Raw genomic sequence first — 13,375 nt, 5'->3', positions numbered from 1 at the left:
GCTTCCTTGCAAACGAAAAAAAGAAGAAGGGCTCAGGCGGGGTTGCCGCGCGCCAGTGCCGCGCCGAAGCTGCGGTCCCACAGCGGCGCCACCTCGGCCGGGCCGTCGAGCACGCCCAGCTTCAGGAAGGTGTCGGCCACCTCCTGGTGGCTGCGCAGCGCGGCGTTGGTGACGGGCCCCAGCGCGTAGTCGTTGCTGCGGCCGTTGAAGAGCTCGATCAGGTCGCCCACCGGCACCCGCGTTTCGGCCGACTGCGCCTTGGCGTAGGCCAGGTAGTTGCCGTTGGCCCAGGCATAGGCGCGCTGCAGGCGCAACAGGAAATCGGTGAGGGCGGCATGGCGCAGCGGGTCGTCCACTGCGCGCGGGTTGGCGTAGACGGGGAAGTTGCCCGAGAGGTAGCCCTTGCCGGTCTTGAGGATGCGCGCCCCGTACCGGGTGCGGGCCAGCTGGCCGTTGTAGCCGTAGATGGCCCAGGCATCGAGGTCGCCGCGCGCAAAGGCCGAGAGGCCATCGGCCGGACTCAGGTTGACCGCCTGGATGTCGTTGAAGGACAGGCCGACCTCGGCCAGCTGCTTGCTCAGGTAGTAGTGCGAGGTCGTCGCCCGCACGTAGCCCACGCGCCGGCCCTTGAAGTCGGCGATGCCGCGGATCGGCGCGTCCTTGCGCGCCAGCGTCGCCTGGTTGTTGAGGTCCTCGTGGATCACGGCGACGAAGCGCACCGGCGCCTTCTGCCGCGCCGCGAAGAGGGCCGGTATCTCGCTGCCCGAGCCGAGGTCCAGCGCATCGCCCTGGATCGCCTCGATGTGCAGCACGCCGTTGTTGAGTTCGCGCCAGTCGATGCGGTAGGGCGTCTTGCCTTCTCCCGAAGCCTCGATGAGCGGACGCCAGAGGCCCTTGTAGGTGCCGATGCGCAGCGTGAGGCCGGAGAGACCGGGGGGCGTCGCGGCCTTGGCCCGCGGGCCCGCGGCACCGAGGGCCGCGGCCGCGCCGGCGGCCTGCAGCCATTGCCGGCGCGACCAGCTTGCCGGGCCGCTTTCTGCTGTCGATGTCATGGCGTTCGCGCTTTCCTCGCTGGTTGGGGAGGGCCCGACGCTAAGGCGCGGCGCGCCGATTGCGAACGCAGGAATGCGAGTTTGGATATGCGGGATTCGTCCTTCCGTGTGTGCGGGGGCGGGCCTTAAGGTCCCGGCCCATGAGTTCGCATGCCCTGCGCCGCCTGCCGGCCGACCCCGACCCCGCCTCCGATACCGCGCTGCTCGCGCGCCTGGCCCGGCTGTTCGCCCAGAGCGCGGCCGATCACGACAAGAGCGGCGCCTTTCCGCGCGAGAACTTCATCGAGCTGCAGGCGCACGGCCTGATCGGCCTGGTCGCGCCCCGCGCGCAGGGCGGCGGCGGCGCCTCGCTGGCAGCGGCGCGGCGCGTGCTCGGGGCCGTGGCCTGGGGCGAGCCGGCGACGGCGCTGATCCTCGCCATGGGCTGGCTGCAGCAGCATGCGATCGGCCGCAGCGACAGCCGCTGGCCGGCGCATCTGCGCGATCGCGTGCTGCGCGACACGGTGCGCGAAGGCGCGCTGATCAACGCCCTGCGCGTGGAGCCGGGGCTGGGCTCGCCCGCGCGCGGTGGCTTGCCGGCCACCGTGGCGCGGCGCGAGGGCGGCGAATGGAAGCTCGACGGCCACAAGCTCTACACCACCGGCATCGAGGGCCTGACCTGGCTGGCCGTGTGGGCCCGCACCGACGATGAAGCGCCGCGCACCGGCTTCTTCCTGGTGCCGCGCAGCGCGGCCGGCATCCGCGTGGTGGCGAGCTGGGACCACCTGGGGCTGCGCGCCTCGGGCAGCCACGAGGTGTTGTTCGAGCAGGTCGCGATCCCGCTGGACCATGCGGTGGACCTGCGCGCGCCGGCCGAATGGGCGCCCGATGCCGGCAGCCAGACCGACATCGACGCCCATGCCACGCAGCAGGCCTGGATGGTGGTGCTGCTGGGCACGCTCTACGACGCGGTGGCGCGGGCCGCGCGCGACTGGCTGCTGGGCTTCCTGAACCGGCGCGCGCCGAGCTCGCTGGGCACTTCGCTCGCGGCCCTGCCGCGGGTGCAGGAGCATGTCGGCGAGATCGAGGCCCTGCTGCGCAGCAACCGCGTGCTGCTCGACGACGCAGCAGCCCAGGTCGACGCGGGGCGGGTGCCGGCGGCGAGCGACAGCGGCCTGCTGAAGTACAGCGTGACCGCGAATGCGATCCGCGCAGTCGAGCTCGCGCTGCAGCTCACCGGCAACCACGGGCTCGCGCGCCAGAACCCGCTGGAGCGGCACTACCGGGACGTGCTGTGCAGCCGCATCCACACGCCGCAGAACGACGCGATCCTGGTGGCTGCGGGCAAGGCGGCGCTGGGGAGTGCAGCATGAACGGGCGCCGTCTGTGCTTGAAGCAGAGTGCGGCCCTGGCGCTCGGAGGCTTCGTGAGCAGCCTTGCGCCGGCGCAGGGCCGGGTGCCGCTGAACACCTCGCTGGTGCTCGGCGACCAGGCCGGCGGCCTGCGTGCACTCTTCGAAGCCTCGCGCGCCCTCGAAGGCGCTCCCTTCGCCTACCGCTGGGCCAACTTCCAGGGCGCGGCGCCGCTGTTCGAGGCGCAGCGCAGCGCGGCCGTCGACACGGCGATCGCCGGGGACCTGCCGGTGCTGGCCGCCGCCGTCGGCAAGACGCCGCTGAAGATCGTCGCCACTCGCGTCGGCAAGCCCGAGTCGCTGGGCATCGTGGTGCAGCCGGACTCGCCGCTGCGCCGCGTCGCGGACCTGCGCGGGCAGAGCGTGGTCGTCTCCTCGGCGCGCGGCAGCATTTCGCAGTACCAGCTCTACGGCGCGCTCGAAGAGGCGGGCCTGAAGCGCGAGGAGGCCAACCTGCGCTTCGTACTGCCCACCGACGCCGCGGCCGCCTTCGCCTCGCGGCAGATCGACGCCTGGGCCATCTTCGACCCCTACTACGCGATCGCGCTGCAGCAGGGCGCGCGCATCCTGCGCGACGGCCGCGGCATCAACACCGCGCTGGCCTTCATCACCGCCAGCGAGCCCGCGCTGGCCGATGCCGGCAAGCGCGCGGCCATCGCCGATTTCCTGCAACGCCTGGGCCGCGCGGGCGAATGGGCCCAGGCCAACGCCGAGGCCTACGCCAAGGTCTATGCCGAGCTCACGCGGCTGCCGCTCGACACCGCGCGCACCATCACTGCCCGCGCCGCGGTGGCGGGAAGGCCGGTCAACGAGGCCGACATCGTCGCGCTGCAGGCCGTGGCGGACCGCTCGGCCCGCGACGGCATCCTGCCGCTGCGGGTGGATGTGCGTGCCATCACCGACACGCAGGTCTGGAGAGCGGCTGCATGAGCGCCGCACGGCCGCCCGAAGGCGCTCGCACCGCAGCCGAAGGCGAAGCTCCAAAGAGCCGGCTGGCGCCGCTGCGCGAGTTCGTGATCGATTTCGGCCATCTGCTCGACGCCCGTCCCGACGAGCCGCGCATCCTGGAGGAGGGCGGTGCACTGCTGCGCCGCCTGGTCGCCCTGGACAACTGGCTGCCCGATGCCTATGCCCGGCCGCATCCCGAGCGCTACCAGCAGTTCCTGCTGCATGCCGATTCGACCGAGCGCTTCTCGGTCGTCAGCTTCGTCTGGGGGCCGGGGCAGGCCACGCCGGTGCATGACCACACGGTGTGGGGCCTGATCGGCGTGCTGCGCGGCGCCGAGTACAGCCAGGCCTACCGCGAGCGCGACGGCGCGCTGCGTCCTGGGGGGGAACCGATGTGGCTGGCCCCGGGCGATGTGGAGGCCGTGTCGCCCGCCATCGGCGACGTGCACCGCGTGCACAACGCCTACGACGACCGGGTGTCGATCAGCATCCATGTCTACGGCGCCAACATCGGCGCGGTGCGGCGCCATACTTACCCGTCCGGCGGCGGGCGCAAGCCTTTCGTCTCCGGCTACTCGAACATGCAACTGCCCAACCTCTGGGACCGTTCCGCCGAACTTCTCGCTTCATGACCGACACGCTCTGCGCCGCCGCCGTGCGCGCTCACCTGCTCGCGGGCGACGAGATCGCCTTGCTCGATCTGCGCGAGGAAGACCCCTTCGCGCAAGCCCATCCGCTGTGGGCCGCCAACCTGCCGCTGGCGCGCCTCGCGCTCGACGCCTGGCGCCGCATTCCGCGGCGCGATACGCTGATCGTGCTCTACGGTGAGGACGAGGGCGCGGACCTGGCGCCGCTCGGGGCCGAGCGCCTGGCGGCGCTGGGCTACACGCGCGTCCACCGGCTCGAAGGCGGCCTGGAGGGCTGGCGGCAAGCCGGCGGCGAGCTGTTCCGCGACGTCAACGTGCCGAGCAAGGCCTTCGGCGAACTGGTCGAGCATGAGCGGCATACGCCTTCGCTGCCCGCCGAGGAGGTGAAGGCGCTGATCGACGCGAAGGCCAACGTGGTGGTGCTCGACGCGCGCCGCTTCGACGAGTACCAGACCATGAGCATTCCCGGCGCGACCAGCGTCCCCGGCGCCGAGCTGGTGCTGCGCGTGCGCGAGCTGGCGCCCGATCCGGCCACGCGCGTGATCGTCAACTGCGCGGGCCGCACACGCAGCATCATCGGCACCCAGTCGCTGGTGAACGCGGGCATTCCCAACCCGGTGGCGGCGCTGCGCAACGGGACCATCGGCTGGAAGCTGGCGGGGCAGGCGCTGGACCACGGGGCGTCCCGCCGTGCGCCCGAAGCCGGCGAGGCGAATCGCGTGAAGGCCCGCGCTGCTGCCGAAGCAGTGGCGCGCCGCGCCGGCGCGCAATGGGTCGACGCGGAGGGGCTCGTCAGGCTCGAGGTGCCGGGCCGCACGCTCTATCGCTTCGACGTGCGCACGCCCGAGGAATACGACGCCGGCCATCTGCCCGGCTTCGCGAGCGCGCCGGGCGGGCAGCTGGTGCAGGAGACCGATCACAGCGTGCCGGTGCGCGGCGCCCGCATCGTGCTGACGGACGACGATGGCGTTCGCGCGCCGATGACGGCTTCGTGGCTGGCGCAGATGGGCTGGGAGGTCTACGTGCTCGCGCCGCAGCCGGCGGCGGCCTACAGCGAGCGCGGTGCCGCGCCGGCACCGCAGCCCGCCACGCCGGCCACGGGTCGCTACCGCCGGCCCTACGAAGGCACCGATGCGCCGGCCGAGGCGATGCAGGCCTATTTGGACTGGGAGTTCGGGCTGGTCGCGCAGCTGGGGCGCGACGGAACCCATCGATTCAAGGTTGTCTAGCCGCGAGCTTATCATCCGCTCCTTTGAGCAATAATATCTGCTCAAAGGAGCGGATATGGCGACGACGAGCAAACCCGCCGGCACGGCGAAACCCAAGCGGCCAAGCCGGCTTCGGTACAGCAAAGCTGCCGAGCCAGTGCAGCCCCTGCACGTGCGCGAGAAGCAAATGAACGCCTATGTCTCCAAGAGCACTGGCGGCAGCAGGTACTTCGAAACGGTGTTCCGCTACGACCCGCTGGAGCGCATCGAGCTCGTCAAGGCTGGCGTGCCTGCGCAGGTGGCGCTGGCCGTGGCCAACGCCATGGGCATCAGCAAGGACAAGCTCTTCCAGACGCTGGGGCTGCCCCGGGCCACCATCGATCGCAAGCTGCGGGAGGGCAAGGCCCTGTCCAGCGACGAGTCCTCGCGCGTGCTGGGCATGGCCAGGCTGGTGGGCCAGGCGCAGGCCATGATCGAGGAGTCCGGCGACCCCACCGGATTCAATGCCGCCGAATGGGTGGCTCAATGGCTCGCCAGGCCCGTGGGCGCGCTGGGCGGACGCAAGCCCGGCGAGCTCATGGATACGGCCGAGGGCCAGGCCCTGGTGTCGAACCTGCTGAACCGCGCCGTCTCGGGCGCGTACTCCTGATGCGCATCTGGCGCATCGCTGCCGACACCCGCGAATACACCGCCGACGACCTGAGCGGCAAAGGCGCCGAGAAGACCGGTGGGCGCTGGAACCGGGAAGGCAGCCCGGTCGTCTACGGCTCCGGCTCGGTGGCGCTCGCGTGCCTGGAAACCGTGGTGCATCTGGCCTTGCCCGACTTTCCGCTGAACCGTTTCCTGGTCGCCATCGACGTGCCCGACAAGGTCTGGGCCGCGCGCGAGGAATGGCCGCCGCAAGCGCTGCCCGTGGGCTGGAGCGCGATCCCCGAGGGCAAGGTCTCCGTGGAGGCGGGCGACAAGTGGCTTTCCGGCCTGGGCTCGGCCTTGCTGCTGGTCCCCTCGGTGATCGTTCCGGAAGAGTTCAACATCCTCGTGAATCCGCGGCATCCGGACGCCGGCAGGATCGTGGCGACCAAGCTCAGGCCCTGGTTCTTCGATCAGCGCCTGGGTCGGTGATGCGTGCGTGGGGTCAAGCCGCAGCTCCAGGGCCTGTCCCCCGCGCCGCACTAGACTACCGGCCATCAGGAGCCCCCATGACCGTTACACCCCAGGCGCTCACCGAAGCGCTCAAGACCGTCCTCGACCCCAACACGGGCAAGGACTTCGTCAGCACCAAGGCGCTGAAGAACCTCCAGATCCACGAGGGCGATGTGTCCTTCGACGTCGAGCTCGGCTATCCCGCCAAGAGCCAGATGCCGGCGCTGCGCAAGGCGCTGGTGGCGGCGGCGAAGGCCGTGCCGGGGGTGGAGAACGTCTCGGCCAACATCGCGACCAAGGTGATCAGCCATGCGGTGCAGCGCGGCGTGCAGCTGATGCCCAACGTCAAGAACATCATCGCCGTGGCCTCGGGCAAGGGCGGCGTGGGCAAGAGCACCACCGCCGCCAACCTCGCGCTCGCGCTGGCGGCCGAGGGCGCCAGCGTCGGCCTGCTCGATGCCGACATCTACGGCCCCAGCCTGCCGATGATGCTGGGCATCTCGCGCCGGCCCGAGAGCGAGGACGGCAAGACCATGGAACCGCTGGAGAACCACGGCGTGCAGGTGATGTCCATCGGCTTCCTGGTCGACCAGGACGAGGCCATGATCTGGCGCGGCCCGATGGCCACCCAGGCGCTCGAGCAGCTCCTGCGCCAGACCAACTGGAAGGACCTCGACTACCTGGTCGTCGACCTGCCCCCCGGCACCGGCGACATCCAGCTCACGCTCTCGCAGCGCGTGCCGATGACCGGCGCGGTGATCGTGACCACGCCGCAGGACATCGCGCTGCTCGACGCCAGGAAGGGCATCAAGATGTTCGAGAAGGTGGGCGTGCCCATCCTCGGCATCGTCGAGAACATGGCGGTTCACGTGTGCTCCAACTGCGGCCACGTGGAGCACATCTTCGGCGCCGAGGGCGGCAAGAAGATGGCCGAGCAATACAACATGGCCTACCTGGGCGCGCTGCCGCTGGACATCAACATCCGGCTGCAGGCCGACAGCGGCAAGCCGACGGTGGTGGCCGATCCCGACGGCGAGGTGGCGGGTATCTACAAGGCCGTCGCGCGTCGCGTCGCCGTGGGGATCGCCGAGAAGGCCAAGGATTTCTCGGCCAAGTTCCCCACCATCACCGTCAGCAAGAACACTTGACGCTGCCTGCATGAACCTGCTCGCCTCGATGCGCTATCTGGTCGCGCTGAGCGAGCACCGCCATTTCGGCCGCGCCGCGCAGGCCTGCTACATCACGCAGCCGGCCTTGTCGAACGCGCTGCGGGCGCTGGAAGGCGAGTTCGGCGTGGTGATCGTCAAGCGCGGCCGCACCTACGCCGGCCTCACGCACGAGGGCGAGGCGGTGCTGGCCGCCGCGCACCGCATGCTGCACGAGAACGAGGTGCTGCAGCAGCTGCTCAAGAGCGAGGAGGCGCACCCGCGCGGCAGCCTGCGCATGGCTGCGGTGCCCACGGCGATCCCGATCCTCACGCGCTTCGCCGGGCGGTTGCAGGCGCGCCACCCGGGCATCGCGCCGACCGTGCTGTCGATGAGCTCGGTCGAGCTCGAGGCCGGGCTGGAGAGCCTGTCGCTGGACATCGCGCTCGGCTACACGGAGCGCATGCACGTGCGCGAAGTCAAGCTCACGGCCTGGCCGCAGAGCATCGAGCATTACTTCCTGGTGCGCCGCTCGGCCCATACGCAGGCGCTGCAAATCGGCGAGCCCGTCGGCTGGGCCGAGGCGGGGAGGCTGCCCTTGTGCCTGCTGACGCCCGAAATGCACAACCGTGCCATCCTCGACCAGGCCTTCGCGACGGCGGGCGTTTCAGTGGCGCCCGCCATAGAGACCAATTCGGTGCTGACCCTGGCCCTCAGCGTCGGCGCCGGAGAGGTGTGCGCGGTGCTGCCCGGCGCCATGGTCGATGCCATCCGCAGCCACGGCGGGCTGGAAGCGCTGCCGCTGGTGGCGCCGGAGGTGCGCACGCCCATCGGCTTCATGACCCAGACGGCCGTGCGGCCCTCGCGCGCCCTGGAGGCGGCGCTGGCGCTGATCCAGAGTCCCGAATGGCAGCAGGAAGTCGCGGCGCACAGCGGGTCGCTGCGTGGCAGCGCATCATTTATTTCTTGAATCGCCCGATGCGCGGATTCAATTTGCCGAAAGCGGCATGGCGCGCCACAGTCGGGCACGCACACCCAATCCGTCTCCACGGACAAGGCAATGAATCCTTCCAATACGATCGCGGCGATCCCCCTCGCCACCCCTGACCAGCTGCGCGAGCGCATCCGCCGCAAGAGCAAGCTCAAGGGCCGCCAGCCCGAGGCCGCAGCGCTCGACGAGGTGCGCGCGCTCATCGGCACCAGGCCCGACGGCGGCTTTCGGCGCGACCTGCTGATCGAGCACCTGCACCGGCTCAACGATGCCTGCCTGGGCCTGCACGACCGGCACCTGGTGGCGCTGGCCTCGCTGACGAACATCCCGATGGCCGAGGTCTACGAGGTCGCGACCTTCTATCACCACTTCGAGATCCTGCGCGGCGACGAGCAGGCGCCCGGCCTCACGGTGCGCGTGTGCGACGGCTTGGCCTGCGAGCTGGCGGGCGCGCAGGACCTGCTGGCGCGGTTGCCCGCGCTGCTGGGCGCAGCGGGCCGTGAGGACGTGCGCGTGATCGCAGCGCCCTGCATCGGCCGCTGCGAGCAGGCGCCGGCCGCGGCGGTGCACCAGCGCGCCGTGCCGATGGCGGATGCGGACAAGATCCTGCAGGCGCTGGAATCGGCACCGGCGCCGCGCGAGACCGGCCATTTCGTGCCCTCGGCCTTCACCGAGAAAAGCGTGACGCCGCCGCCCGATGCGGTGCAGACCCTGCCCGCCTTCACCGACTACGCGACCTACCGCGCCCACGGCGGCTACGCGCTTGCGGCCGCGCTGGTCAACGGCGAGCAGGACGCCCAGGCCGTGCTCCAGGCGATGGAGGACTCCGGCCTGCGCGGCCTCGGCGGCGCAGGCTTTCCGGCCGGGCGCAAGTGGCGCATCGTGCGCGAGCAGCCGGCGCCGCGGCTGATGGCGGTGAACATCGACGAGGGCGAGCCCGGCACCTTCAAGGACCGCGTCTACCTGGAGCGCGATCCGCACCGCTTCCTCGAGGGCGTGCTGGTCGCGGCGCAGGTGGTGGGCACCGAGGCCTGCTACATCTACCTGCGGGACGAATACCACGACTGCCGCGCGCTGCTGGAGGCCGAGCTCGCGAAACTCCGGGCCGATCCGCCCTGCGAACTGCCGCGCATCGAGCTGCGGCGCGGCGCCGGCGCCTACATCTGCGGCGAGGAGTCCGCGATGATCGAGAGCATCGAGGGCAAGCGCGGCGAACCCCGCATGCGCCCGCCCTACATCGCGCAGGTCGGCCTGTTCGGCCGGCCCACGCTGGAGCACAACTTCGAGACCCTCTACTGGGTGCGCGACATCGTCGAGAAGGGGCCTCAGTGGTTCAGCGGCTTCGGCCGCCAAGGGCGCAAGGGGCTGCGCAGCTTCAGCGTGAGCGGGCGGGTGAAGCAGCCCGGCGTCAAGCTCGCGCCTGCGGGCATCACGGTGCGGGAGCTGATCGACGAGTATTGCGGCGGCATGCTGGACGGCCACCAGCTTTATGCCTACCTGCCCGGCGGTGCGTCGGGCGGCATCCTGCCGGCGCGCATGGGCGACATCCCGCTGGACTTCGACACCCTGCAACCTCACGGCTGCTTCATCGGCTCGGCCGCGGTCATGGTGCTGAGCCAGCATGACCGGGCGCGCGACGCGGCGCGCAACGTGATGCGCTTCTTCGAGCACGAGAGCTGCGGCCAGTGCACGCCCTGCCGCGTGGGCACGGCCAAGGCGGCGGCGCTGATGGAGGCGCCGGTGTGGGACCAGGCCACGCTGGAAGACCTGGCGCAGGTGATGGGCGATGCGTCGATCTGCGGGCTGGGGCAGGCGGCGCCCAATCCGATCCGCTGCGTCCAGAAGTACTTTGCGCAGGAGATCGAATGAACGCGCCCGCCAAGCTGAACGAACTGATGCCGCAGACCGTGGAGTTCACGCTCGACGGGCGTGCGGTCGAGGCCTTCGAGGGCGAGAGCATCCTGCAGGCCGCGCAGCGGCATGGGGTGGAGATCCCGCGGCTTTGCTACAAGGAAGGGCTGCGGGCGGATGGCAACTGCCGCTCCTGCGTGGTCGAGGTGAAGGGCGAGCGCGTGCTGGCGCCGAGCTGCTGCCGCAATGTGACCGCCGGGATGGAGGTGCAGGCGACGAGCGAGCGGGCGTTGAAGAGCCAGCGGATGGTGGTGGAGATGCTGCTGTCCGATATGCCGGATGAGGGGTACAAGTGGAACGATGCGGGTGTGGCGGAGGGCACGCCGGTGGGCCAGCACGGCGAGCTCAGCGACTGGGCCCAGCGTCTTCAGGTGAAGGTCCGCCCCGCCCTCAAGGCCCTGCGCCGCGAGCAACCGCAGCCCGACCTCTCCCACCCCGCCATGGCCGTCAACCTCGACGCCTGCATCCAGTGCAACCGCTGCGTGCGCGCCTGCCGCGAGGAGCAGGTCAACGACGTCATCGGCTACGCCCTGCGCGGCGCCGACTCGAAGATCGTCTTCGATCTCGACGACCCCATGGGCGACAGCACCTGCGTGGCGTGCGGCGAATGCGTGCAGGCCTGCCCCACCGGCGCGCTGATGCCCAAGAGCCACATCGGCTCGCAGCAGGTCGACCGCAAGGTCGACTCGGTCTGCCCCTTCTGCGGCGTGGGCTGCCTGATCACCTACAACGTGAAGGATGAAAAGATCGTCAGCGTCGACGGCCGCGACGGCCCGGCCAACCATGGCCGGCTCTGCGTCAAGGGCCGCTTCGGCTTCGACTACGCGCACCATCCGCAGCGCCTGACCGTGCCGCTGATCCGCAAGCCCGGCGTGCCCAAGGGCTTCAGCGACGCGCCGCGTCCTGGCGACTGGCACGACACCTTCCGCGAAGCGACCTGGGAAGAAGCGCTCGCACTCGCGGCCGGCAAGCTCAAGGACCTGCGCGACACGCACGGCAACAAGGCCCTGGCCGGCTTTGGCTCCGCCAAGGGCAGCAACGAGGAGGCCTACCTGTTCCAGAAGCTGGTGCGCGTCGGCTTCGGCAGCAACAACGTCGACCACTGCACGCGGCTGTGCCATGCCTCCAGCGTGGCGGCCTTGCTCGAAGGCGTCGGCTCGGGCGCGGTGAGCAACCAGGTCAACGACGTGGAGCATGCCGAGCTGATCTTCGTCATCGGCTCCAACCCCACCGCCAACCATCCGGTGGCCGCCACCTGGATGAAGAACGCCGCCAAGCGCGGCGCGAAGATCGTGCTGGCCGATCCGCGCATCACCGACATCGGCCGGCACGCCTGGCGCACCCTGCAGTTCAAGGCCGACACCGACGTCGCCATGCTCAACGCGCTGATCCACGCGGTGATCGACGAGGGCCTGGTCGACGAAGCCTTCGTGCGCGATCGCGCCAGCAACTTCGAGGCGCTGCGCGAGAACGTCAAGGGCTACAGCCCCGAAGCCATGGCGCCGATCTGCGGCATCCCGGCCGAGACGCTGCGCGAGGTGGCACGGGCCTTCGCTACTGCGAAGGGCGCGATGGTGCTGTGGGGCATGGGCATCAGCCAGCATGTGCATGGCACCGACAACGCGCGCTGCCTGATCGCGCTGGTCACGGTCACCGGCCAGATCGGCAAGCCCGGCTCGGGCCTGCATCCGCTGCGCGGCCAGAACAACGTGCAGGGCGCGAGCGACGCGGGGCTGATCCCGATGATGTTCCCCAACTACCAGCGGGTGGACGAGCCCGGCGCGCATGCCTGGTTCGAGAACTTCTGGGGCGTGCCACTCGACGAGAAGCCCGGCTACACGGTGGTCGAGATCATGCACAAGGCGCTGGCCCCGGAGGACGATCCGCACAAGATCCGCGGCATGTACATCATGGGCGAGAACCCGGCGATGAGCGATCCGGACCTCAACCATGCGCGCCACGCGCTCGCGAGCCTGGAGCACCTGGTCGTGCAAGACATCTTCATGACCGAGACCGCCTGGCTGGCGGACGTGGTGCTGCCCGCCAGCGCCTGGCCCGAGAAGACCGGGACGGTGAGCAACACCGACCGCATGGTGCAGCTGGGCAAGCGCGCGTTGAATCCGCCGGGCGATGCGAAGCCCGACTTGTGGATCATTCAGCAGCTCGCCCAGCGCATGGGCCTGCCCTGGAACTACGAAGGCGAGGAATGCGGCGTGGCTGCCGTCTACGACGAAATGCGCCAGGCCATGCACGCCGCCATCAGCGGCATCAGCTGGGAGCGCCTCGAGCGCGAGTCCAGCGTGACCTATCCCTGCCTGAGCGCCGACGACCCGGGCCAGCCGACCGTCTTCATCGACAGCTTTCCGACTGCGGACGGCCGCGTGAAGCTGGTGCCCGCGGACATCATCCCGGCCGACGAGCGGCCCGATGCGCAGTACCCCTTCGTGCTGATCACCGGCCGCCAGCTGGAGCACTGGCACACGGGCAGCATGACGCGGCGCGCGACGGTGCTGGATGCGCTGGAGCCCATGGCCACGGCCTCGATGAACCAGGGCGATCTCGATGCGCTGGGCCTGCAGGCCGGCGACGTGATCACCATCCGATCGCGGCGCGGCGAAGTCGCCATCCACGTGCGGCGCGACGACGGCACGCCGAACGGCGCGGTCTTCGTGCCCTTCGCCTACTACGAGGCCGCCGCCAACCTGATGACCAACGCCGCGCTCGATCCGATGGGCAAGATTCCCGAGTTCAAGTACTGCGCCGTGCAGGTGCTGCCGGGCGGCACCCCCGTGGCGGCCGCGGGCTACGGAACGGGGGCGGTGAGCGCGCCCGCGCATTGAGGCCAGCGCGTCAAAGGTGTGACGTTTCTGGTCGCAGGATGCGACTTATGTCACGCTGAATGTCGCTTTCGCCAGGTCGGCGATTGACATTTCGCGGCGC

Annotated in this window: 10 protein-coding genes and 1 pseudogene; 10 read left to right on the top strand and 1 reads right to left on the bottom strand. The window is 70.3% G+C overall.

Annotated elements, in window-relative coordinates; all coding sequences use genetic code 11:
• Positions 1-32: 32 nt before the first annotated feature.
• The gene (locus tag AC3A6X_RS02100) at positions 33-1,052 is read right to left on the bottom strand and encodes an ABC transporter substrate-binding protein (protein ID WP_487840605.1); all 1,020 of its coding nucleotides are present in this window, start codon (positions 1,050-1,052) and stop codon (positions 33-35) included.
• A 140-nt stretch (positions 1,053-1,192) separates the two neighbouring features.
• Here AC3A6X_RS02100 and AC3A6X_RS02095 point away from each other — a divergent pair, with 140 nt between their 5' ends.
• The 10 genes and pseudogenes from AC3A6X_RS02095 to fdhF all read left to right on the top strand — a co-directional run bounded on the left by AC3A6X_RS02095 (position 1,193) and on the right by fdhF (position 13,275).
• Positions 1,193-2,404, top strand: a complete 1,212-nt coding sequence (locus AC3A6X_RS02095; protein ID WP_487840604.1) for an acyl-CoA dehydrogenase family protein — start codon at positions 1,193-1,195, stop codon at positions 2,402-2,404.
• Positions 2,401-3,372, top strand: coding sequence for an ABC transporter substrate-binding protein (locus AC3A6X_RS02090; RefSeq protein ID WP_487840603.1), 972 nt, complete (start codon positions 2,401-2,403; stop codon positions 3,370-3,372). Before AC3A6X_RS02095 ends, AC3A6X_RS02090 begins: the two co-directional genes overlap by 4 nt.
• On the top strand, positions 3,369-4,022 hold the full coding sequence (locus tag AC3A6X_RS02085; protein ID WP_487840602.1) for a cysteine dioxygenase family protein: 654 nt from the start codon (positions 3,369-3,371) through the stop codon (positions 4,020-4,022). The genes AC3A6X_RS02090 and AC3A6X_RS02085 overlap by 4 nt, the downstream gene beginning before the upstream one ends.
• Positions 4,019-5,128: pseudogene (locus AC3A6X_RS02080) on the top strand (rhodanese-like domain-containing protein); the annotation flags it as partial. The gene AC3A6X_RS02085 and the pseudogene AC3A6X_RS02080, both read left to right, overlap by 4 nt.
• Before the next feature lie 304 nt (positions 5,129-5,432).
• Positions 5,433-5,894: a type II RES/Xre toxin-antitoxin system antitoxin gene (gene parS, locus AC3A6X_RS02075; protein WP_487840601.1), complete on the top strand. Its 462-nt coding sequence runs from the start codon at positions 5,433-5,435 to the stop codon at positions 5,892-5,894.
• Positions 5,894-6,367: an RES family NAD+ phosphorylase gene (locus AC3A6X_RS02070; protein WP_487840600.1), complete on the top strand. Its 474-nt coding sequence runs from the start codon at positions 5,894-5,896 to the stop codon at positions 6,365-6,367. Before parS ends, AC3A6X_RS02070 begins: the two co-directional genes overlap by 1 nt.
• A gap of 77 nt (positions 6,368-6,444) precedes the next feature.
• Complete coding sequence (gene apbC, locus AC3A6X_RS02065; RefSeq protein ID WP_487840599.1) at positions 6,445-7,536, top strand: iron-sulfur cluster carrier protein ApbC; 1,092 nt, start codon at positions 6,445-6,447, stop codon at positions 7,534-7,536.
• Between the two features lie 10 nt (positions 7,537-7,546).
• Positions 7,547-8,503 (top strand): LysR substrate-binding domain-containing protein, encoded by a 957-nt coding sequence (locus AC3A6X_RS02060; RefSeq protein WP_487840598.1) that lies wholly within the window; start codon positions 7,547-7,549, stop codon positions 8,501-8,503.
• Between the two features lie 90 nt (positions 8,504-8,593).
• The gene (locus AC3A6X_RS02055; protein ID WP_487840597.1) at positions 8,594-10,393 is read left to right on the top strand and encodes an NADH-ubiquinone oxidoreductase-F iron-sulfur binding region domain-containing protein; all 1,800 of its coding nucleotides are present in this window, start codon (positions 8,594-8,596) and stop codon (positions 10,391-10,393) included.
• The gene (gene fdhF / locus AC3A6X_RS02050) at positions 10,390-13,275 is read left to right on the top strand and encodes a formate dehydrogenase subunit alpha (protein WP_487840596.1); all 2,886 of its coding nucleotides are present in this window, start codon (positions 10,390-10,392) and stop codon (positions 13,273-13,275) included. The genes AC3A6X_RS02055 and fdhF overlap by 4 nt, the downstream gene beginning before the upstream one ends.
• The last annotated feature ends 100 nt before the right edge of the window (positions 13,276-13,375 follow it).

This window comes from Variovorax sp. Soil_C_12 (assembly GCF_057657375.1).
The sequence above is the reverse complement of the archived record's forward strand: the minus strand, read 5'-3'. Positions and strand labels throughout refer to the sequence as shown.